Source organism: Wenyingzhuangia heitensis, from assembly GCF_011762155.1.
Classification (GTDB): domain Bacteria; phylum Bacteroidota; class Bacteroidia; order Flavobacteriales; family Flavobacteriaceae; genus Wenyingzhuangia; species Wenyingzhuangia heitensis.
Genome location: NZ_JAASQL010000001.1, coordinates 145,955 through 167,674, shown reverse-complemented (window position 1 = coordinate 167,674; position 21,720 = coordinate 145,955). Strand labels below are relative to the sequence as shown.

The 21,720-nt window shown below is 32.9% G+C and carries 22 protein-coding genes and 1 tRNA gene; 19 read left to right on the top strand and 4 right to left on the bottom strand.

Annotated features, from left to right (window positions below; translation table 11 throughout):
- Nucleotides 1-3 precede the first annotated feature (3 nt).
- Nucleotides 4-765: an enoyl-CoA hydratase/isomerase family protein gene (locus tag FHR24_RS00780; protein WP_167182451.1), complete on the top strand. Its 762-nt coding sequence runs from the start codon at nucleotides 4-6 to the stop codon at nucleotides 763-765.
- A 1-nt stretch (nucleotide 766) separates the two neighbouring features.
- Nucleotides 767-1,216: a 6-pyruvoyl trahydropterin synthase family protein gene (locus tag FHR24_RS00775; RefSeq protein WP_167182448.1), complete on the top strand. Its 450-nt coding sequence runs from the start codon at nucleotides 767-769 to the stop codon at nucleotides 1,214-1,216.
- Between the two features lie 121 nt (nucleotides 1,217-1,337).
- Here FHR24_RS00775 and pth read toward each other — a convergent pair whose 3' ends face one another.
- The 3 genes from pth to FHR24_RS00760 form a co-directional block, all read right to left on the bottom strand.
- Complete coding sequence (gene pth / locus FHR24_RS00770) at nucleotides 1,338-1,973, bottom strand: aminoacyl-tRNA hydrolase (protein WP_243846479.1); 636 nt, start codon at nucleotides 1,971-1,973, stop codon at nucleotides 1,338-1,340.
- A gap of 99 nt (nucleotides 1,974-2,072) precedes the next feature.
- The gene (locus FHR24_RS00765; protein WP_167182445.1) at nucleotides 2,073-2,648 is read right to left on the bottom strand and encodes a 50S ribosomal protein L25/general stress protein Ctc; all 576 of its coding nucleotides are present in this window, start codon (nucleotides 2,646-2,648) and stop codon (nucleotides 2,073-2,075) included.
- 8 nt (nucleotides 2,649-2,656) lie between these two features.
- Nucleotides 2,657-3,598, bottom strand: a complete 942-nt coding sequence (locus tag FHR24_RS00760) for a ribose-phosphate pyrophosphokinase (protein ID WP_167182442.1) — start codon at nucleotides 3,596-3,598, stop codon at nucleotides 2,657-2,659.
- Between the two features lie 115 nt (nucleotides 3,599-3,713).
- Between FHR24_RS00760 and FHR24_RS00755 the strand changes: the two genes are divergently transcribed.
- From FHR24_RS00755 to FHR24_RS00730, 6 genes are all read left to right on the top strand, one after another.
- A tRNA-Leu gene (locus FHR24_RS00755) sits at nucleotides 3,714-3,795 on the top strand.
- A 90-nt stretch (nucleotides 3,796-3,885) separates the two neighbouring features.
- Nucleotides 3,886-4,884 (top strand): GntR family transcriptional regulator, encoded by a 999-nt coding sequence (locus FHR24_RS00750; protein ID WP_167182438.1) that lies wholly within the window; start codon nucleotides 3,886-3,888, stop codon nucleotides 4,882-4,884.
- Nucleotides 4,885-4,895: 11 nt separating this feature from the next.
- Nucleotides 4,896-5,786 (top strand): aldose 1-epimerase, encoded by an 891-nt coding sequence (locus FHR24_RS00745; RefSeq protein WP_167182435.1) that lies wholly within the window; start codon nucleotides 4,896-4,898, stop codon nucleotides 5,784-5,786.
- 66 nt (nucleotides 5,787-5,852) lie between these two features.
- Nucleotides 5,853-6,998, top strand: coding sequence for a galactokinase (gene galK / locus FHR24_RS00740; protein WP_167182432.1), 1,146 nt, complete (start codon nucleotides 5,853-5,855; stop codon nucleotides 6,996-6,998).
- A gap of 21 nt (nucleotides 6,999-7,019) precedes the next feature.
- On the top strand, nucleotides 7,020-8,042 hold the full coding sequence (locus tag FHR24_RS00735) for a UDP-glucose--hexose-1-phosphate uridylyltransferase (RefSeq protein WP_167182429.1): 1,023 nt from the start codon (nucleotides 7,020-7,022) through the stop codon (nucleotides 8,040-8,042).
- Nucleotides 8,043-8,211: 169 nt separating this feature from the next.
- Complete coding sequence (locus tag FHR24_RS00730) at nucleotides 8,212-9,210, top strand: LamG domain-containing protein (RefSeq protein ID WP_167182426.1); 999 nt, start codon at nucleotides 8,212-8,214, stop codon at nucleotides 9,208-9,210.
- A 72-nt stretch (nucleotides 9,211-9,282) separates the two neighbouring features.
- Here the strand turns inward: FHR24_RS00730 and acs are convergent, their stop codons facing one another.
- On the bottom strand, nucleotides 9,283-11,181 hold the full coding sequence (gene acs, locus FHR24_RS00725; protein ID WP_167182423.1) for an acetate--CoA ligase: 1,899 nt from the start codon (nucleotides 11,179-11,181) through the stop codon (nucleotides 9,283-9,285).
- 283 nt (nucleotides 11,182-11,464) lie between these two features.
- Here acs and gpmI point away from each other — a divergent pair, with 283 nt between their 5' ends.
- The 11 genes from gpmI (at nucleotide 11,465) to FHR24_RS00670 (ending at nucleotide 21,646) form a co-directional block, all read left to right on the top strand.
- On the top strand, nucleotides 11,465-12,982 hold the full coding sequence (gene gpmI / locus FHR24_RS00720; RefSeq protein WP_167182419.1) for a 2,3-bisphosphoglycerate-independent phosphoglycerate mutase: 1,518 nt from the start codon (nucleotides 11,465-11,467) through the stop codon (nucleotides 12,980-12,982).
- Between the two features lie 240 nt (nucleotides 12,983-13,222).
- Nucleotides 13,223-14,245 carry a helix-turn-helix domain-containing protein gene (locus FHR24_RS00715; RefSeq protein WP_167182416.1) on the top strand — a complete coding sequence of 341 codons (1,023 nt, stop codon included), beginning with the start codon at nucleotides 13,223-13,225 and terminating at the stop codon, nucleotides 14,243-14,245.
- Between the two features lie 197 nt (nucleotides 14,246-14,442).
- On the top strand, nucleotides 14,443-14,799 hold the full coding sequence (locus FHR24_RS00710) for a hypothetical protein (RefSeq protein WP_167182413.1): 357 nt from the start codon (nucleotides 14,443-14,445) through the stop codon (nucleotides 14,797-14,799).
- A gap of 242 nt (nucleotides 14,800-15,041) precedes the next feature.
- Nucleotides 15,042-15,185: a hypothetical protein gene (locus tag FHR24_RS00705; RefSeq protein ID WP_167182410.1), complete on the top strand. Its 144-nt coding sequence runs from the start codon at nucleotides 15,042-15,044 to the stop codon at nucleotides 15,183-15,185.
- 6 nt (nucleotides 15,186-15,191) lie between these two features.
- The gene (locus FHR24_RS00700; protein WP_167182407.1) at nucleotides 15,192-15,374 is read left to right on the top strand and encodes a hypothetical protein; all 183 of its coding nucleotides are present in this window, start codon (nucleotides 15,192-15,194) and stop codon (nucleotides 15,372-15,374) included.
- Nucleotides 15,347-15,655, top strand: coding sequence for a hypothetical protein (locus FHR24_RS00695; RefSeq protein WP_167182404.1), 309 nt, complete (start codon nucleotides 15,347-15,349; stop codon nucleotides 15,653-15,655). The genes FHR24_RS00700 and FHR24_RS00695 overlap by 28 nt, the downstream gene beginning before the upstream one ends.
- A gap of 15 nt (nucleotides 15,656-15,670) precedes the next feature.
- Nucleotides 15,671-16,294 (top strand): hypothetical protein, encoded by a 624-nt coding sequence (locus tag FHR24_RS00690; RefSeq protein ID WP_167182402.1) that lies wholly within the window; start codon nucleotides 15,671-15,673, stop codon nucleotides 16,292-16,294.
- Between the two features lie 117 nt (nucleotides 16,295-16,411).
- Nucleotides 16,412-19,297, top strand: coding sequence for an esterase/lipase family protein (locus FHR24_RS00685; protein WP_167182399.1), 2,886 nt, complete (start codon nucleotides 16,412-16,414; stop codon nucleotides 19,295-19,297).
- A gap of 166 nt (nucleotides 19,298-19,463) precedes the next feature.
- Nucleotides 19,464-19,865 (top strand): DUF2452 domain-containing protein, encoded by a 402-nt coding sequence (locus tag FHR24_RS00680; RefSeq protein WP_167182396.1) that lies wholly within the window; start codon nucleotides 19,464-19,466, stop codon nucleotides 19,863-19,865.
- 4 nt (nucleotides 19,866-19,869) lie between these two features.
- Nucleotides 19,870-20,157: a TIGR03643 family protein gene (locus FHR24_RS00675; RefSeq protein WP_167182393.1), complete on the top strand. Its 288-nt coding sequence runs from the start codon at nucleotides 19,870-19,872 to the stop codon at nucleotides 20,155-20,157.
- Between the two features lie 31 nt (nucleotides 20,158-20,188).
- Nucleotides 20,189-21,646, top strand: a complete 1,458-nt coding sequence (locus FHR24_RS00670) for a cryptochrome/deoxyribodipyrimidine photo-lyase family protein (protein ID WP_167182390.1) — start codon at nucleotides 20,189-20,191, stop codon at nucleotides 21,644-21,646.
- Nucleotides 21,647-21,720 lie beyond the last annotated feature (74 nt).

Sequence of the window (21,720 nt, the reverse complement as noted above, 5' to 3'; positions counted from 1 at the left end):
TATATGATAGATTTAGCACACGTTAAAACTACTTTAATAGACAAAGTAGCAACTATAGAGTTTTACAATCCAGCGAGTAATTCTTTAACTAGCGAACAGTTAAAACAATTAAGCAAAGCTATTTTACTTTGCGAAGAAAATGAAGATGTACGCGTAATTCATATAAAAAGTGTAGGCGAAAAAGCTTTTTGCGCAGGAGCCTCTTTTGATGAGTTGTTAGAGGTGAAAAGCATAGAGAGCGGAACTGCTTTTTTTATGGGCTTTGCTAATGTAATAAATGCAATGCGTAAGAGCAGTAAAATGATCGTTACTTCTATACAGGGTAAAACTGTAGGAGGTGGTGTTGGTATTGCAGCTGCTAGTGATTATGTTTTAGCAACAGATACAGCAAGTATTAAAATGTCGGAGTTAAGCATAGGAATTGGTCCTTTTGTAATAGAACCAGCTGTAACTAGAAAAATAGGATTGACAAATTTTACAGAATTAAGTTTAAACCCTACAGAATGGAAAACTGCAGCGTGGGCTCAACAAGTAGGTTTGTATGCTAAGGTTTATAAAGATTTGGCTGAGTTAAATAAACAAGTAGATTTATTTTTACAGCAATTGGTTATCTACAATTCGCATGCAGTAGCTGCAATAAAGAAAACATTTTGGAGAGGTACTAGTGATTGGGGGGAATTGTTAAAAGAAAGAGCTGCAATTAGTGGTAAGTTAATATTATCAGACCAAGCTAAAAAAGCATTGGCTCAGTTTAAAAATAAATAGAATGAATAAAATAAGGATTACAAAAAAGTTTGGTTTTGAAACAGGTCATGCTATATATGGTTATGATGGTAAGTGTAGTAATTTACACGGGCATAGTTATAAACTATACGTAACGGTAATTGGAACACCTATTGATGATTATAACCATGTTAAAAACGGAATGGTGATTGATTTTACAGATTTAAAAAATATTGTAAAATCTGAAATTGAAGATGTTTTTGACCATGCAAGTGTTTTTAATAAAAACACACCGCATATAGAGTTGGCAAAAGAATTAAAAGACAGAGGACATGATGTGATTTTGGTAGATTACCAGCCAACTAGTGAAATGATGCTGATAGATTTTGCTGAAAAAATTAAAAACAGATTGCCTGAAAATATAGCATTACATTCTTTAAAGCTAGAGGAAACAAGTAGCTCTTTTGCAGAATGGTATGCTAGTGATCAATAATTTTTGCATTAGGGATTGAACGATGTGTCTGAGCTCTTTTTAACTACTAAACTTAGTTTGGTGGTTAAAAAAGCGAGTAGTAAAAGCCCGACCCTAAACTTTTTTTAGGGAAATGCCTTGGCTATAAATCGTCTACTTGTTTTCCGTTGTATTGATTCATAGTGTTACCAATACCTGCAGTTCCAAAAGAGATAATTAGTTTGGCAGCTTTGTCTAACAATTCAGGAAAGTAACGTTCTTCATCTTTATCCCATTCTCCTAAAACATAATTTACTTGTTTTCCTTTTCCAAACATTGCGCTAATTCCAAACCGGAATCTAGCGTAGTTTTGGTTGCCTAGTTTTTCATTAATGTCTTTTAGTCCATTATGTCCGCCTGCACTTCCTTTGGCTTTTAGTCTAAAGGTTCCAAAGTCAATGTTTAAATCGTCTGAAATAACTAAGATGTTTTCTTGTGGTATTTTTTCTTTGTCCATCCAGTATTTAACAGATTTCCCGCTTAAATTCATGTAAGTTGATGGTTTTAATAGGATAAAGGTTCTTCCTTTAAATTTAAAAACGGCTACATCACCTAGTTTGTCGGTGTTAAAAGAAACTTGTTGTTGTTTGGCTAGTTCTTCTAAAATTTTAAAACCAATGTTGTGTCTGGTGTTTTCGTAGTCAGATCCTATATTACCAAGTCCTACTATTAAGAATTTTTTCATGGGGTTTTCGTTAGAAATTTGTTTGGGTTGAAACCATTTAGAAAAGAATGTCATCGCAACTTTTTCGCAAATATACAATGTCTTAAGAAAATTTAGTATAAAAAAAGAGCGTTACATTGTAACGCTCTTTTTAATGTTATGTAGTAAAGAATACTATTCTTCTGTTTCTGCAGCAGCTTTAGCAGCATTACGAGACATTCTTACTTGTGCAACAACAGTGTTGTCGTTATGTAAAATTTGGTAAGAATCGTTTCTTAAAGAAGAAACGTATAATTTGTTACCAATTTGTAATTCTGTAACATTTACTTCAACAGAGTCTGGTAAGTTAGCAGGAATTGCTTTTACCTTTAATTTACGTAAGTTGTTACGTAAAGCACCTCCCATAGCAACACCTTTAGATTTTCCTACAACTTTTACAGGAACGCTCATAGAGATTTCTTTATCAGCTTGTAACTGGTAAAAGTCTGCGTGAATAATTTGGTCGTGAATTGGGTGGAATTGAATATCTTGTAAGATAGTTTCAAATTTTTCTCCATTTACTTCAATCGTAGCTGTATATACGTTTGGTGTGTAAACTAAGTTTTTAAATGCTTTTTCTTCTGCTGAAAAGTGTAAAACTTTGTCCCCTCCGTATATAACGCAAGGTACCTGTCCAGCATTACGTAAGGCTTTAGTCGCTGACTTACCTACGCTTTCTCTTTGAGATCCTTTGATTGTAATTGATTTCATAATATATATTAAATGATAAATTTATCCGTTATTGACTTGAAGTTCTGAACTTTATCCATTACCTCTGCGAATAAGGGAGCGCAAGATAATACTTTTATTTTAGAACTCTGTTGTTTTAATGGAATAGTGTCTGAAGTAATTAATTCTGTTAATTTAGAGTTTTCAATTTTGTCGTAAGCATCACCAGATAATATTGGGTGTGTTACAATTGCTCTAACGCTTAAAGCTCCTCTTTCCATCATTAAATCTGCTGCTTTGGTAAGTGTACCAGCAGTATCTGCCATATCATCTACTAATATAACATGCTGTCCGTCTACTTGACCAATTAATTCCATGTGAGAAATTACGTTGGCTTTTGCTCTTTGTTTGTAACAAATAACTACATCGCTATTTAAGTACTTAGCATAAGCATAAGCTCTTTTAGAACCTCCCATGTCTGGAGAAGCAATGGTTAAGTTGCTTAAGTTTAAGCTTTCTATATAAGGTAAGAAAATTGTAGAGCCATATAAGTGGTCTACTGGTTTTTCAAAGAAACCTTGAATTTGTCCAGCATGTAAATCCATAGTCATTACACGAGTGGCACCTGCAGCAGTTAGTAAGTTGGCAACCATTTTAGCTCCAATAGCTACACGAGGTTGATCTTTTCTGTCTTGACGAGCCCAACCAAAATAAGGAATTACTGCGGTTACGTGTTTTGCGGATGCTCTTTTACAAGCATCTAAAATTAATAACAGCTCCATTAAATTGTCTGAGTTTGGAAAAGTAGATCCTATGATAAAGACTCTTCTACCACGAACGGTTTCATTAATAATAGGCTGAAATTCACCGTCACTAAACCTTGAAACAGTTAAATCACCTAATTCAGTACCATAATGTTTAGCGATTGCTTTTGCTAATTCTGTACTTTGCGAACATGCAAAAACTTTTGGAGTTAATTGATTAACAGACATTTGTGTTTGTATTGTTGTGAATGGATTAATTTGTTTGCAAAAGTAGAAATTTTTTTGGTTTACTATGTGTGAATACATTGATATTTTTTTACATTTGCAACCTCCAAGTCTAAATGCCTAGGTGGCGGAATTGGTAGACGCGCTGGATTCAAAATCCAGTTTCTTCGGAAGTGCGGGTTCGATTCCCGCCCTAGGTACAAATTCCAACTCTCATGAGTTGGAATTTTTTTTATGATTTATTTTTAAAACCATACTAGTACATACTAGTTTTTGTTTATATTTGCTAAATGACATTAACTCCAGTAGAAAGAAAGTTAGGTGTGCCTAAATACAAGCAGATTATTGCATCTGTAGAAGAGGCTATTGTAAGTAAAGTGCTTAGAAAAGGAGATAAGCTTCCGTCTATTAGTAAAATTCAGAAAGAAAATAAAGTATCTAGAGATACGGTATTAACTGCTCTTAACGAATTAAAAACTAGAGGAATTATTCAATCTATAGCGGGAAAAGGCTATTATGTTTTAAGTGAGCATGTAGAGGTTGGTAAAAAAGTATTTGTTTTATTTGATGAATTAAATGCTTTTAAAGAAGACTTGTATAATTCTTTATTAAAATATTTAGAGGTTAATACAGAAGTAGATATTTACTTTCATCATTTTAATAATGAGGTGTTTAGTAAGTTGATTTTTGATAGTATTGGAAATTACAGTTCTTATGTAATAATGCCAGCCAACTTAAAAAACACTGAACAAATTATAGAAAAACTTCCTAAAGAAAAGGTTTATATTCTAGATCAAATGCATCCTGAATTAAACATGTATTCAGGAATTTATCAAAATTTTGAAAAAGATATTTATCAAAATTTAGAAAAAGGAGTAGAAAAGATAAAAGAGTATTCTAAAATGATATTGCTTTTTTCTAAAAAAAATCAACCTCAAGGAATGTTAAAAGGATATCGATCTTTTTGTGAAGATTTTGATATTGAATATGAAGTTGTAGATTCTATTGAAAATAGAATTCTATCTAAAGGAGAAGTCTATGTAATTCCTGATGATAGAAACTTAATAAGAATTGTAAAAAAAATAAAAGAACAAGGTTTGATCGTTTCTAAAAATATTGGAATTATATCGTACAACGACACTTTGTTAAAAGAAATTGTAGAAGGAGGAATTACAACCATTTCTACAGATTTTAATGAAATGGGAAAACGTTTAGCACAAATGTTAAACAATAAAGAACAGTTGCGAATAGAAAACCCAAATCATTTAATTATAAGAGAATCACTATAAAACATAAAAAATTGTATACAGTTAATCAATTACAGTCTCAAGGGTTAGACTACGTAGAGCTTGCAAATGCTAGCGCTACAGCAAAAGCTAAAATTTGTTTAAATAGAGGAGGTGCCTTAGAGAGCTTGGTCTTAAAATCGGAAACGATTATAGAAGATTTAAGTCCTTTAGAATATAAAAACACCTATGCTTCGTCTGTTTTATTTCCGTTTGCAAACCGTATTAAAGACGGAAAGTATGCTTATAACAATCAAGAATTTCAATTAGATTGTAATGAAGGAAACTTAAATAACGCACTACATGGGTTAATTTATAACAAAACTTTTTCTGTTGTAAACTCTGATGTTACTGAAAATGGAGCTACCGTTACTTTAAAATATGTAGAAAGAGAAAAGGCTGTTGGATTTCCGTATTTATATACAATTGCTTTAAAGTTTACACTAACAGAAGCAAATTTGGTGTTAGAAATAGAAATAGAAAATAATGATGTATCTAGCTTTCCGTTTACTTTAGGATGGCATCCATATTTTGTGTGTAAAGATCTATCAAAAAGTAGTTTAGAATTTTTAAGTTCTAAAACGGTTGCTTTTGACGATAGAATGATTACTAGTGATGTTGTAGCGGGAAAAGTAGAAATGCCGTTTGAAATTAAAGAGCAGCAATTAGACAATTGTTACGCGTTAGATAGCGGAACTGTTGTTTTTAACACACCTAGTTACAAAATGACTATTGAATCTTCTGCCAAAGAAAATTATTTTCAAATGTACACACCGCCAAGAGCAAATACCATTGCATTAGAGCCTGTAACAGGAATATCAGATAGTTTTAACAACAAATTAGGATTAGAAGAATTGCAAGCAGGAGCATCGCACAGTGTAAACTGGAGTATTGCCATCAACTAAAAAAATAAACCAAAATTAACTTTTGCATAAAAGTTAGCCAATCATTAATATATAAATTCATAAAAAATGGATACTAAATTAATTCAAAAAGTTTCAGAAAGTTTTGCAAAAAGCTTTACCTCAGAACCGGTGCTTATTTATTCTCCGGGACGTATCAATATTATTGGAGAACATACAGATTACAACGCTGGTTTTGTTTTTCCTGCTGCAATTGATAAAGGTATTGTAGCTGCTATTCAAAAAAGTGAAAGTGGACAATCTACAGCGATTGCTATAGATATGGATGAAACGTATCAATTTGATACCAATAACCTAAATACAGAAAACTTATCTAGCTGGCATGCTTATGTAGTAGGTGTGGTTGCAGAAACTCAAAAGAAAGGTAAAACTGTAGGTAATTTTGATATTGTTTTTGGAGGGAATATTCCTGATGGAGCTGGAATGTCATCGTCAGCAGCTTTAGAAAACAGTGTTGTATTTGGAATTAACGAATTGTTTGATTTAGGATTGACTAAATATGAAATGATTTTAATTTCACAAGCAGCAGAACATAATTATGTGGGGGTAAAATGTGGAATTATGGATCAATATGCATCTATGTTCGGGATTGAGAACAGTGCGTTATTATTAGACTGTAGAACGGCTCAAGCAGAACCTTTTACTATTGATTTTGGAGATTATCAATTATTATTATTCAACACCAACGTAAAACATAAATTGTCCGACAGTGCTTATAATGACAGACGTGCAGTTTGTGAAAAAACAGCAGAATTGTTAGGGATTGATGCCTTAAGAGATGCTACCGAAGCAGATCTAGAAAAAGTAAAAGACCAATTGTCTGCAGAAGATTTTCAGAAAGTAGTGTACGTTGTGCAAGAAAACAACAGAGCACAAGCAGCAGCAGTTGCCATGAAGGAAGGAAATTTAGAAGAGTTAGGAAAACTAATTTACGGTTCTCACAACGGATTGCAACATCAATACAAAGTAAGTTGTGTTGAGTTAGACTTTTTAGTAGACTTAGCAAAAGAAAATCCAGATGTTCTTGGTGCAAGAATGATGGGTGGTGGTTTTGGTGGTTGTACCATCAACTTAATTAAAAAGACAGCAGTTGCTGCGTTTAAAGAAACAGCAGTAGCGGCTTATACAAAGCAATTTGGACACGAATGTTCTCCTTACGAGGTAGCGTTGTCTGATGGAACAAACTTAATTTAACAAAGAAAAACATTTAATAAGATGGATAAGAATTTAGAAGATTACTCACACAAGAGGTTTAATATTTTAACAGGAGAATGGGTTTTAGTTTCTCCACACAGATCTAAACGTCCTTGGCAAGGTCAGAACGAAGCGGTTAACAACGAAAAAAGACCTTCGTACGATGAGTCTTGTTATTTATGTGCTACGAATACAAGAATTAGTGGAGATGTAAATCCAGACTACAAAGGGACATACGTTTTTACCAATGATTTTGCCGCTTTACAAAGTGACTCTCCTTCTTTTGAAGTAAACGATGGTTTGTTACAAGCACAAAGTGAAACGGGTATTTGTAAAGTAATTTGTTTTAGTCCAGATCACTCTAAGAGTTTAGCCGATATGGATGTTCCTGGAATTACAGAAGTAGTAACAACTTGGCAAAGAGAGTACAAAGAAATTGGTTCTAAAGAGGCAATTAATTATGTGCAAATTTTTGAAAACAAAGGAGCTGTAATGGGATGTAGTAACCCACATCCACACGGACAAATTTGGTCTCAGTCTAGTTTACCAAATGAAGTATTTAAAAAAGACAATACTCAAAAAGCATACTTTGCTGATAAAAAGTCTAGTTTGTTAGGTGATTATTTATCGCAAGAATTAAATGGAGATAGAGATAGAATTATTTATGAAAATGATGCATTTGTAGTGTTGATTCCCTTTTGGGCAGTTTGGCCATTTGAGGCAATGATTGCTCCAAAGAGACATTTAAATTCTATTTTGGATATGACAGAAGAAGAAGCAACGTTATATGCAGAGGCTATTTCTGTGTTAACAAAAGCATACGATGCTTTATTTAATACATCTTTCCCATATTCTAGTGGTATTCACCAAGCTCCAACAGATGGTCAAGACAATTCTCACTGGCACTGGCACATGAGTTTTTATCCACCATTGTTAAGAAGCGCAACTGTTAAGAAATTTATGGTTGGTTACGAAATGTTTGGGACACCACAACGTGATATTACAGCAGAAGGTGCTGCACAAAGATTAAGAGATTTACTATAGTAAATAGCTAAAATTTAATAAAAGAGGTTGCACTATGTGTAGCCTCTTTTTTGTTTTTTAGAACTAGATATTCTCTAGACTATGACTCTGTTGTGTAGAATTCAACATATGTCATTATAAGTAAACTTGTTTTACTCTAATTTTAGCTTGCACAAAAAACTAGAGAATTATGTTTAAAATTAAATTGTTACAAAGAGCATCAGTAATGTTGTTTTCTTTATTTATAATGGCAGGTAGTTGCGGAAGTGATTCTGTAGATTTTGTACCTCCAGTAGATTCAGAAGAGGTAATAGAAGACGAATCAATAGAAGAAGAGGAGCCAAAAGAAGAAGCTACTAACGTAATTGATGTGACCAAGGCAGATGCTAAATATCCAACATTTGTGTCTTTTAACAATACTACTCCAGAAGGAATGGAGTGGGAAAAAGTAGATGCATTGTCTGATGAATTTGATTATTGGAACACCAACAAGTGGACCAAAACAAATTGGAATTATGGAGGAACTCCTGTAAATATGTTAAATAGTAATTCTGGAGTTACCGATGGTAAACTATGGATCAAAGCAACGTTAGATACTAAAAGTGAAGATCAGTGGTTTAAAACTTCTAGAGTACGATCTAAAACTTCTATTAAATTTCCTATGTATACGGAGTGTAGTATAAAAACAGCTCATATATCAGCATTTAATACTTTTTGGCTAAACAATGGAAATAGTGAAAACAGAGATGAAATTGATATTATAGAAAACAATTCTAAACCCACTTTAGAACCAACAAATAGTTTTGCATTGGATGAGTATCCTTGGCAAATGAATTCTCAATACTTTATTGTAAAAGATGGGGTTACAGAAAGAGCAAAAGGAAACTCTAGTAATAAAAATTTATCAGAAGGAAACACGTTAAAAGGTGTTGCTTGGAACGAAGCTTACCATGTAGTGGGGGCTTGGTGGAAGGATGCTTACAACGTACAATTTTATTTAGATGGAGAACCATCAGGTAAAATAACCACCAAACAACCCTTTACTATAGAACAGTTTTTAATTTGGGATTTATGGACTCAAGATTCTAATTGGGTAGGAGGGTTGCCTCAGAAAGAAGAATTGTTAGACGATGCCATTAACACTATGCGTGTAGATTGGGTAAGAACTTGGAAGTTGAAAGAGAAATAAATAGAGCTAAAATTTTAGGATAAAAAAAGCAGTAACTCATCAGTTACTGCTTTTTTGTATTTGTAATGTTTTTTACAAAAGCACATTTTCTTTTATTTCTTCGACCACTTCAGGATTTAATAGCGTTGAAATATCACCTAAGTTTTCTGCATCGTTAGAAGCAATTTTTCTTAGAATACGTCTCATAATTTTTCCAGAACGTGTTTTGGGTAATCCGCTTACAAACTGAATTTTATCCAACTTAGCAATGGCACCAATGGTTTTGGTAATTAGTGTATTAATTTCTTTGCGTAAAACATCTTCATCTGTAGTAACATCATTGTATTTGGTTACATAAGCATACAAGGCATTTCCTTTAATATCATGCGGAAATCCTACAATGGCACATTCCACAATATCTTCATGTTCATTAATTACGTTTTCTATTGGAGCCGTTCCTAAATTATGTCCAGATACAATAATTACATCATCCATACGTCCCGTAATTCTGTAATTCCCCATGGCATCTCGGTATGCCCCATCACCAGAAAAATAATATCCAGGAAAAGCAGAAAAATAGGTTTCCTTATAACGCTGATGATTTCCGTAAATAGTACGTGCCATACTTGGCCAAGCTCCTTTAATAGCTAAACTTCCTTCGGCAGGAGAATCGGTAACTTCTTTTCCGTTTTCATCTAGCAGAATAGGTTGTACTCCAGGCAAAGGTTGTGTCGCAAAAGTAGGTCGTAAAGGAGTAATCCCTGCCATGGCAGATATCATAATTGCTCCCGTTTCTGTTTGCCACCAAGTATCTACAATAGGACAGGTTCCTTTTCCAATATTGTCATTGTACCAATGCCAAGCCTCTTCGTTAATAGGTTCTCCTACAGATCCCAATACTTTTAAACTGTTCAACTTGTGCTTTTCTATCAAATGCAAAGGTTGTTTGGCCAAGGCTCTAATAGCTGTTGGAGCTGTGTAAAAGTGAGTTACCTTTAACTTGTCTACAATTTCCCAAAAACGTCCGTAATCTGGGTAAGAGGGAACACCTTCAAACATCACCGTAGTTGCTCCGCTAGCTAAAGGTCCATAAATAATGTAAGAATGACCCGTAATCCAACCAATGTCTGCTGTACACCAATACACATCGTCTTTTTTAGCTTGAAATACATTTTGGAATGTATAGGTGCTTCCCACCATATAACCACCGCAAGTGTGAACCATTCCTTTAGGAGTTCCTGTAGAGCCAGAAGTATATAAAATAAACAACATATCTTCGCTGTCCATATCTACAGCCGGACAATAATCGTCTTCTATTTGTTGCAATTCATCAAACCAAAACGTATCTCTACCTTCTTTCATTTCGGTAGGTTCTACGGTTCTTCTGTATACAATTACGCTTTCTATACCAGGAGTGTTTTCTAGTGCCTCATCACAAACCGCTTTTAGGTTGATGGGTTTGGTTCCTCTATACACTTCATTAGCGGTAATTAGCAACTTGCATTCAGAATCGTTAATTCTACTAGCCAATGCAGATGCAGAAAATCCTGCAAACACAATAGAGTGTACCGCTCCAATTCTAGCACAAGCCAACATGGCAATGGCTAGTTCTGGGATCATAGGCATGTACAAACAAACTCTATCTCCTTTAGAAATTCCTTTGTTTTTTAACACATTGGCAAACGCAGATACTTTGTGATACAATTGCTTGTAAGTAATGTATCTAGATTCTTCTTTGGGATTGTTAGGTTCCCAAATAATAGCCGTTTTGTTTCCGTTTTTTTCCAAATGACGATCTAAACAGTTTTCTGTAATATTTAGTTTTCCTCCAATAAACCATTTTACGTCGGGTTTGCTAAAATCAGCCTCAACAACTTTGTCCCATTTTTTTCTCCACGTAAATTCTTTGGCAATATTTGCCCAAAAAACTTCAGGGTTTTTAATACTTTCTTTATAGTCGTCTTTGTATTGTTTGTATGATTTTATTTTCATGGTAAACGGTGTTTTTGCGGACATCAATTTAGGAGAATCTTAATCAAAATCAAAAAAGAATTTAAGAATGATATGTTTTTCTGTAAAACAATGATTTTATGATAATGACTAGGATGGTTTAAGACGATAAAATAATGTAGTGTTAAACTCGGATTTAGAGACTACCATCCAATTAGATATCAAGGCAGATTACCGAAAAGGTTTTCATTGTTTAATAGTCATTTAACCTCGTTATATAAGTTCATCTACTTATATTTGTAGATAGAATTAAAATTCAACTAAAATGAACAAAAAAGTAATCTTAATGATCCTTGATGGATGGGGTGTAACTCAAGATCCAAAAGTATCTGCAGTTTTTAATGCAAACACATCATACATCGATTCTTTATACAACAAATATCCAAACGCAACTTTACGTACCGATGGTGAGTATGTTGGTTTGCCAGATGGACAAATGGGGAATTCTGAAGTAGGACATATGAATTTAGGAGCTGGTAGAATTGTATACCAAAACCTAACTAAGATTAACATGGCGGTTAGAGACAAAACGTTAGGTCAAGAAAAAGTTTTAGTTGATACTTATAAATACGCAAAAGAAAACAATAAAAAAGTTCACTTGTTGGGATTGGTTTCTAACGGTGGAATTCACGCACACATAGACCATATTAAAGGGTTGTTAGATGTTGCTAAAGAAAATGAAGTAGAAAACTTGTTTTTACATGCGTTTACCGATGGTAGAGACACAGATCCTAAATCTGGAGCTCATTTTATCAACGAGATTGAGGAGTATATGGCAGCTACTACTGGAGAGTTAGCTTCTATGACAGGTCGTTACTATGCAATGGATAGAGATAACCGTTGGGAACGTGTAAAATTAGCGTACGATGCTGTGGTAAAAGCAGAAGGGACACCTTCTACAGATGCGGTAGCAACGTTAAAAGAAAATTATGCGAACGATGTTACTGATGAGTTTATCAAGCCAGTAATTATGACCAATGCAGATGGAATTCCTAAAGCAAAAATTGAAGAAGGAGATGTAGTACTTTTCTTTAACTATAGAACGGATAGAGGAAGAGAGTTGACAAATATGTTGTCTCAAAACGATTTTCCTGAATACGATACTAAAAAATTAGACTTGTATTACACAACTATTACTTTATACGACGAAACGTTTAAGGGAATCAACGTGATTTACAACAACGATAATATTAAAAATACCATTGGAGAAGTTTTATCTAAAGCAGGTAAAAAACAAATTCGTATTGCAGAAACAGAAAAATATCCTCACGTAACTTTCTTCTTTTCTGGTGGACAAGAAGAACCTTTTGAGGGAGAATCTAGAATTTTACGTAATTCACCAAAAGTAGCTACCTACGATTTGCAACCAGAAATGAGTGCATTTGAGTTAAAAGATGCTTTGTGTGAAGACTTAAAGAAAGGAGAAGCAGACTTTGTGTGTTTAAACTTTGCGAATGGAGACATGGTTGGGCATACCGGAATGATGGATGCTGCCATAAAAGCTTGTGAGGCTGTAGATGCTTGTGCTAAAGAAGTAATTGAAACTGGTTTAGAAAACGGATATTCTACCTTAGTAATAGCAGATCACGGTAACTGTGAGGTAATGATGAATCCTGATGGATCTCCAAACACAGCACATACCACCAATCCAGTTCCTATGATTTTAGTTGACAAAGATCTTAAAGAAATTAAAGATGGTGTGTTAGGTGATGTTGCTCCAACCATCTTAAAAATGATTGGTGTAGCACAACCAGAAGATATGACAAGATTTCCTTTGGTGTAATTAAAGATTATAGAATAACACAAAAAACCGTTACTAATATTAGTGACGGTTTTTTTGTGTTATAAACTTAATAATTAGAGGTAATCAGTTTAACAAGAAGTTTTTATATTTTAGATGAAATTGCTTTGAATGAATTCTTCTATTGAAAACGGTATTAATTTTTTTTTAGTTCTTGGAGCTTTTCAAGGACTGATATTTTGTGTTGTTATTTTATTTTCAAACGCGAAACAACAGAAAAGTTTGCGGTATTTACTTCTTTTTGTTTTGATGATTTCTTTAAGTAATATTCAGACTTGGGGTGTAAAGCCATTGTTAAAAGAGTATGGATTTATACATTATTTTTATTATCCGTGGCACTTTTTAATAGGAGTCTACTTTTATGATTTTTTGACTCATTATTTAGAAATACGGAATGCTAAGAGTTGGTTTTCCAAAAGTATCTATTTAGTGTTTTTAATGGTAATTGGTGTTCGGATCTATGTTTATCACCAATATCAGTCTGAACAAGTAGAAAGCTTAGCTTGGATTTTTAAAAAATATACTGTTTATGAGGAGTTGTTAAGTTTGATGTTTTCGTGTACGGGTTTTGTGTACGCTTTTTACGTATTTGTTAGCCAACATAAAGCTTATCAAAAGGTATTGGTTTATGATGATTTGGGTTGGTTAAAAAAAATTCTAACATTAGGAGTCATAAATTATGTGTTGTGGGCGATTGCGTTAGTGATAACTTTATTCAATAATTATGAGTTTAAGCATGCGTACCATCCATTAAAACTTGTAACCACTGTATTGATTTATTGGCTGGGCTACGAAGGATATAGTCAAATAAAATTGGTGCGAGAACGAAAACAAATTCGAAACATTCGTTCCAGATCTATAGAGGTTTCAAAATCAATGGATAAATACCAGAGGGTTGCGCAAAAGGATGTAGATAAGTTCTATACGGTAGAGAAATATGTTCTTGAAAAAAAAAGTTTTACAGATGCAAACCTCTCTTTAGAAAGTTTAGCAAAAGAGTTAAGTATGGGGACTTCTACCTTATCTCAGCTAATTAACAAATGTGCTGAAAAATCTTTTTCAGACTATGTCAATGATTTAAGAGTTCAAGAGGTTAAAAAAATGCTACTAGATCCTCTATATCAAAATTATACTGTTTTGGCTATTGGTCTAGAAGCGGGGTTTAATTCCAAATCTACCTTTTACGCAACCTTTAAAAAGCGAGTGGGGTGTACTCCTGTTGCCTATCAAAAAAATAAAACATAATACTCGTATGTAAAAATCTTATTTTCAATATTTTAAAAGAAATAGGACTCTAAAATAATATGCTTTTTGTTTTAGAGTATTAATAGTGATAAGGTTTTGTAGGTAAATAAGTCCGGAATTCTTTGGTTTGGAGATATTGGGACATTCATACATAGCAAAACCTATAAGTTTGGAGTAAAGTTAAAATCTTTGTACTTATGAAAAGAATTGTGTTTTTTATGGTTTTTTCCACTCAATTAATTTTTTCTCAAGAGATAAAGCTTAAAAACAACTTAGGAGTTGGGTATTTACCTAAAGAAACAGCAAGCTTCTATTTAGACGGAAATTTATATTGGCTAAAGGGGAATCAAGGAATTGCTTTAGGATTTTCTTTTATTACTTACAAAGACCACAATACTCCTATAGATTACAAATCAATGAACTTTTTAGATAGCAATAAACATCCTAATGACTATTTGTATCCAATAACACTTAGTTACGTAAAACAGATAGAAACTTTTGGAAAGAATCAAAAAATAATGCTGTCTTTAGGGGGGCGATGCTGTATTCTGTGAAACAAAAATTTAGAAAAGTAAGTTCAGGTTGTCAAGGTTGGGTTCTTGTTTTTTGTAGAACGGGTTATGATTATAAACCCACAAAAAATATATTTTTAGGTTTAAATGCTAATGTGTCATATTTGATGGCAATATCCAAAATTTCTGAAATTGGAGTCAAAGTAAAAATGAATTATAACGGAATAAACCCTTTTCTTGGGATTGGACTAACAATTAATGTTTGGTAATTTTAAATATTTAATATGAAAACAAGAAAAATTTTAAACGGATTGATAGGAGTATTCTTACTAGCAGCATGTGCCTGCACCAAAGATACTATAGACGAAAAACTACCACTCATAACCACCACAGGAGCCAATACTTTTGGTTGTTATATAGATGGATAGTTATTGGTGCCGAAGGATAATCTAGCTTCTTGGACTCCAGGAACTAGTCTTATTAGCGGAATTCAAATATATCATACATTAGAAAAGGGTGAAGTAGAAGATAGTTTAACAATTAGTGCAGGAAATTTTAGCGATGATGGAGGTGATAGTATCTATATAAAATGGAAAAGAAAGATGTATACAGTTTAAGAAAAGGTAACATTCCAAGGGGGAATTTTTCGGAGTTTAATTTTAGCCATGCTACAATAAGAAAGAGAGATGAAAAGAGTAAAGTTTATTTTTCGTTTGAAAATTCAGGCTCAGTAAAAATTACCAAATACGATTTCGAGAAAAGAATTTATTCAGGAACTTTTTCTTTTAAGGCCGTAAATAGAGATGACCCCAATGATATTATTGAAATTAATGATGGAAGATTTGATATAGACGTAGATAAACTAAGTCAAGAATTTAAAGACAAAACAACTTTTTAATAAAAACAAAATAATATGAAAACAAGAAAATTTTTAAACGGATTGATAGGAATATTCTTATTAGCGGCATGTGCCTGTACCAAAGATATTATAAACGAAAAATTACCACCCATAACCACCACAGGGGCCAACACTTTTGGTTGTTATATAGATGGAGAGTTACTGGTGCCGAAGGACAATCTAGCTTCTTGGACTCCAGGAACTAGTCCTGTTAGCGGAATAGAATTATTACATAACTCTTTAGAGGGAGATAGTAAAGGTAATCTAACTTTAATAGGAGGAAACTATAAAGATAGTGGAGGTGATGAAATATATATATATATATATAATATGAATGAGAAAGGAGTTTATCTTTTTGAAGAGGGGTGTATTCCAAGAGGTGATTTTTCTGAACTGGAGGTTCATCATGCAGTTATAAGAAAAATGGGAGAAAAAAATAAAATATATCTGACATATAGAGATTCAGGTTCGATAACAATCATTAAATATGATCCTGAGAAAAGAATTTATTCTGGTACATTTTCTTTTAAAGCCGTAAATAGAGATGACTCAAATGATATAATTGAAATTACCGAAGGAAGATTCGATATCGATGTAATTCGATTGAGAAAAGAGTTTAAAGACAAAACAACTTTTTAATTAAAACCTCATTAACAAAAAACAATTAATACATACTAAAAAAAAATCTTTTAGGTAAAGCAGTATAATATACTGCTTTACTAGGGAAACTTATGTCAATTTTTAAACTAAAATAAGATGAAAAAGACCTACATTATTTTTACAATCCTCGTTTGCTTGTTTGTATATAAGACACAAGCTCAAGAAGAGAATGATTACACCGCTCAAATGGATGGAATGTTCCAGTATTTAGATAAAACAGCTATAGACACGGATATTCTAATTGATAGAGTTTTTCCTGCTGCTAATATACAAGAGTTTAATCAAGGAGTTAGAATAGATACTTCTTCTTATAGACATTACAAACAAGCATGGTCAGAATTGTATAGAGCTTCGTATCATCACGATTTTGTGGGTTTAGAAACTTTAAAAACAGGTTTGTATCATAAAAATTACGATCAACATATAGTACCCATAGGGTTTATAAATACCGAATTTCATCGGACAGATTTTGGAACCACAGAAGCCAATGCCAAAGTTGCTTTTGATGAAAACGAAGAGGTTTTTAGAAACATAGCAGGACTCAACCCTTTTGTTAAAAAACAAACTACTATTGTATCCCCTTTGGTACACAAGGTAGTTGGGAGTAGTTTTTCTTTTAAAATGGAGGAAGCTTGTAGTTTGTACCAACAAGGAAAACGAATTAAAAAGCTTTTGTTAACTACTAATGGAGCTAATTTTACGTTAATAGACAATTTTATTGCGAGCACACAGTATTTTAATACTACTTATTCCGAATCTGGGATTGAGTGTTTAAAATTTACCATTACATTTTCTGATGACACCAGTAAAATTACCTATGCAGTACTTAGTGTAGAGAAGTTATCAACAGCAGGGGAAAGAGCAGATACGGTTGCAGGTAGTTTAGATTTAGAAACCGAAGAGATTCCTATTTGGGCAAATCATGGTGAAGAGGACAATGTATTGGATGGAGATTTATTGTATCAAGGTTATGATGAAAGTAGACCCTACGAAGGAAAAAATGAATACAAAATTTATTACGATCTGATTCATAAAGACAAGATCTTAAACAAACCGATGATTATTATTGATGGTTATGATGCCGCTGATTCCAGGAAAATATCTGTGGAAGTAGATGGTAGAGATGGTTTGGAAAAAAGCTTGTATGAACAAATGAGCTACGATCCAGATAATAATCCAGAGACAGATAATACTGTTGATATGGTCCAAAAATACAGAGAACAAGGTTATGATGTTATTTTGGTAAATCATCCAAGGTACAAAAGAAGAGAAGATGGAGTAGAGGTAGTCGCGGGTAGCGACTATTTGCAAAGAAATGCTTTTACGTTTATTGCTTTGTTACGAAGATTAAAAAAGAGAATGCAACCAGAAGATAAATTTACCATTATAGGGCCAAGTATGGGAGGTTTGGTGTCTCGTTATGCGTTGGCTTATATGGAGAAAAAACTAGCAGAAACAGGAGATACAGAAAAATGGGATCATAAAACAGCACTATGGGTAAGTTTTGATAGTCCACACCAAGGAGCTAATATACCTATTGGAGTACAAAAAGGAATTCAATATTTTGCTAACGATTTGGGGGTTGAAACTGCAAAAGAATTTATTACGGAACAACTGGACAAACCTTTCCCAAAACAGTTATTGGTAAATCATTATACCAACAATAGTTCTTATGTAAGAGGAGCCGTTGGTTTTAGAACAAGGTTTCAAAATGAACTAGATGCATTAGGTTTTCCAAAAGCAGAAGGTTTAAGAAGGGTAGCCTTAATCAACGGTAGTGTAAAAGGAAGCTTAAATGGAGTTTCTAAAGCTAAATATCTAGGAATAGAGGATGATTTAACACATCTTTCGAGTTTAGATTTTTTTATTGGTCCTTTAGGTAGTTTTTTAACAAATATTGTTGCAGATAAAATGAAAGCTAATTTTTTTCATGTTACTAATGAAAAAACAGGAATATCAGAATCGTTAATATTTGAAGGAGGGATTAGAGGTAAATTTTTATGGTGGAAATGGTGGACTAATAGAGTAACTTATAAATCTAGACCGTCAAGAAAAGGGAGTTATGATGTTGCTCCAGGAGGGTATTTCAATGCGCAAGTAGTACTAGCAAATGAATCTAATACGCCCAATTCTGGTTTTGAGAAAAAATCGTTGTCCTATGTATTTCATAGTTTAAGTAAATATGTGATTGATCCGACCCATTGTTTTATTCCCTCTAAAAGTGCTTTAGCATACCAAAAGAGTGAAGTTTTGGATGAAGATATAAGTGGAGAAGACCTTGCTTGTGCTGGTAAAATACCTTTTGATGCTTACTATGCACCTAGTGATAATGAGCAACATGTTTCTTTAAATGAAGAAAATGTAAATTGGTTAACGGAACAATTAACTTTTGATGATATAGCTCAAAATGATAATGTTTATAATCAATTAGAAGCAGAAGAGGAACTTTACGAAATAACAGGGCCAGAATATTTTATAGGGGAGGCTACTTATAACTTTGGAAATTGTTTTGAGGCATCAGAAATAGAGTGGGAGGCTTCAAGTAATTTGAGTATTGTAAATTCAAACTCTAGAAGTATTACAGTAGTTACTAATATTAATCCTTTTGAAAGAAGCGAAGGGTATATTAGAGCTAAGTTTAGAAATCTAGTCTTTGAGAAAAGAATAATAATTAGAAAAAGGTTAATGCCGAATGTTATTGTAGATTATCACAATAATAAAATAAATGTAACTATACGGGAATTAAAAGAAAATGGAATGTATGAGCCTATCAGTAATGAGACTCTGGCGTATTACAATTCAAGTTCAGGTCATATAAATATTTTTAGCTATAATGGTAACATGGTTGCTAGTCAACCATGGGGAGCAGGAAGAGAAAATATAATTTATATGCCATACAGCGCAAAAAATGAATATATGTATGTTGCTTATATAGAATTATATGATTTTACTGTTGTTTCATTTATTTATGCACCGTATTAGTCTAAGAAGGTGAGTAAACACAAAAAAGCTCAACTTAGAAATAAGTTGAGCTTTTTTGTGTTTAAAATTATCTTAATTAATTCTAAAATAGCACATTCGGTCAGATACTAATGCATCTAGAATTTCTTTTTTTAATTTTATTATAAATAGTTATTAGCTAATATATATGAAAGCAAAAAAGCCAGACAATGTTGTTTTTAATACTGAAAATCAAACGTACGATGCTGCTTTAAAACCTTATGCAACCAATGTGGGAGCTCCTGTTATTACGCCCAATGATACTGTTGCTTGGAAAAATAAAAGTATTCATAAAGTAAATCAAAAAATGAAAACAAGGTATCTAGAAATTAAAGAGGAGTATGATAAAATGATGAAGGAGTATGAGTACAATCATTTAATTTTTACTGCAAAATTTAATTTTGAACCTATTGTAGGAGAAGCGTATCACTTGTATGAAAGAGACAATGGAGACACGTTTTTATCTATGATAGCTCCCAATCAATGTTCTTTTAGTTCTTTAGGAAGTTTTTATTTGAGTGCAGATTTGGTTTGGCAAAAAAAAGAATAGAGTCATGAAAGAAATACAAAAAATTACAGAAAGAGCTTTGGATAGAATTGTAGAAATGGCTTGGGAAGATAGAACTCCTTTTGAAGCTATTTTATTTCAGTTTGGATTGCAAGAAAAAGAGGTGATTAAATTGATGAGATCAACATTAAAAGAAAACAGTTTTAAGCGTTGGAGAAAAAGAGTGCATAGCGGTGTTAGTCAAAAACATTTAAAAAAGAGAAGTTCTGAAATTACAAGATTTAAATGTACAAGGCAAAGAGCTATTACAGGAAACAAAATTAGCAAGCGTTGATAAAAGGAATATTAGAAAAACTGTATAAGATTTGAGTAGGAAATCTATTAATATTGTTTGGTTAAAACGTGACTTACGTTTGCAAGATCATGCATCTTTGTACAAAGCGGAACAAAGTAAATTGCCTTATATTATTGTTTTTTTATTTGAACCTTTACTCATTCAATATCCAGATACTAGTCTTAGGCATTTGCAATTTGCGTATTATTCTATAGCATCACTTAACAAGAGATTAGCACTCTTTGATAGAAAAGTAGATTTCTTTTATGGAGAAGCTATAGAAGTATTTCAGTTTTTAAACACACAGTACAAAATTGAACATCTATTTAGTTACCAAGAAAGTGGTATTCAAAAAACATGGATGCGAGACAAAGCCATTGTAGATTTTTGCAAATTAAATAGAATTGTGTGGCAAGAATTTCAAAAGGATGGAGTTATCCGTGGTATTAAGAATAGGGATAACTGGAATAGGTTGTGGCATCAAAAAATGCATCAACCTATTCTTGAAAATACATACACAAAAGGAGTAATTACAATTCCAAATCATCATTTTAACTTATCTATAAAACTAGCAAATCAATTAAAAGAATACCGAAAGCAATACCAACCTGCAAGAGAAGAAAATGCTTGGCGGTATTTACAATCTTTTGTAAATAAAAGAGGTTTTAACTATCAAAAACATATTTCCAAACCTACAGAGAGCAGAATGTCTTGCAGTAGACTATCTCCGTTTTTAGCTTGGGGAAATATAAGTATCAAACAAGTTTTTCAATATGTAGGAACACATCCTAATGGCACTAAGAATAGCAACACTTTTTCGGCAATGCTTACCAGGTTGCATTGGCATTGTCATTTTATACAAAAGTTTGAGGGAGCTTGTAACTACGAAACAATGTGTGTAAACAAAGGATATGAATCTTTGTTATACACCAAGAATGAAACCTATATAAAAGCATGGCGAACAGGGACTACAGGGTATCCTATTGTTGATGCTTGTATGAGAGCAGTGGAACAAACAGGGTGGATTAATTTTAGAATGCGTGCCATGGTTGTCTCTTTTTTGGTGTTTAATTTAGATCAAGATTGGAGAGAGGGAGTCTACCATTTGGCCAAACAGTTTTTAGATTACGAACCTGGAATTCATTATCCACAGTTTCAAATGCAAGCGGGTACAACAGGTATTAATACGGTTAGACTTTACAATCCTATTAAAAATTCTGAGGAACATGATCCAGCAGGAAAGTTTATAAAAAAATGGGTGCCAGAATTAAAAAATATTCCTGAAGCTTACATTCACGAACCTTGGAAAATGTCTGTTATGGAACAAACTTTTTGTGAAGTACATATTGGGAAAGAATATCCTTTGCCAATAGTTTATTTAAAGGAAAGTTCTAATGCAGCTAGGGATAAAATTTGGAGTCACAAAAAACATCCTAGTGTAGTAAAAGAGAAAAACAGGTTGTTAAGGATGCATGTAAATAGACGTTAATTTTTGTATGAAAAGGATGCCTTCTTTCAAAAACACTCTTTTAGAGATCTTGAGAAAGGGGAATTTAAAGTTGG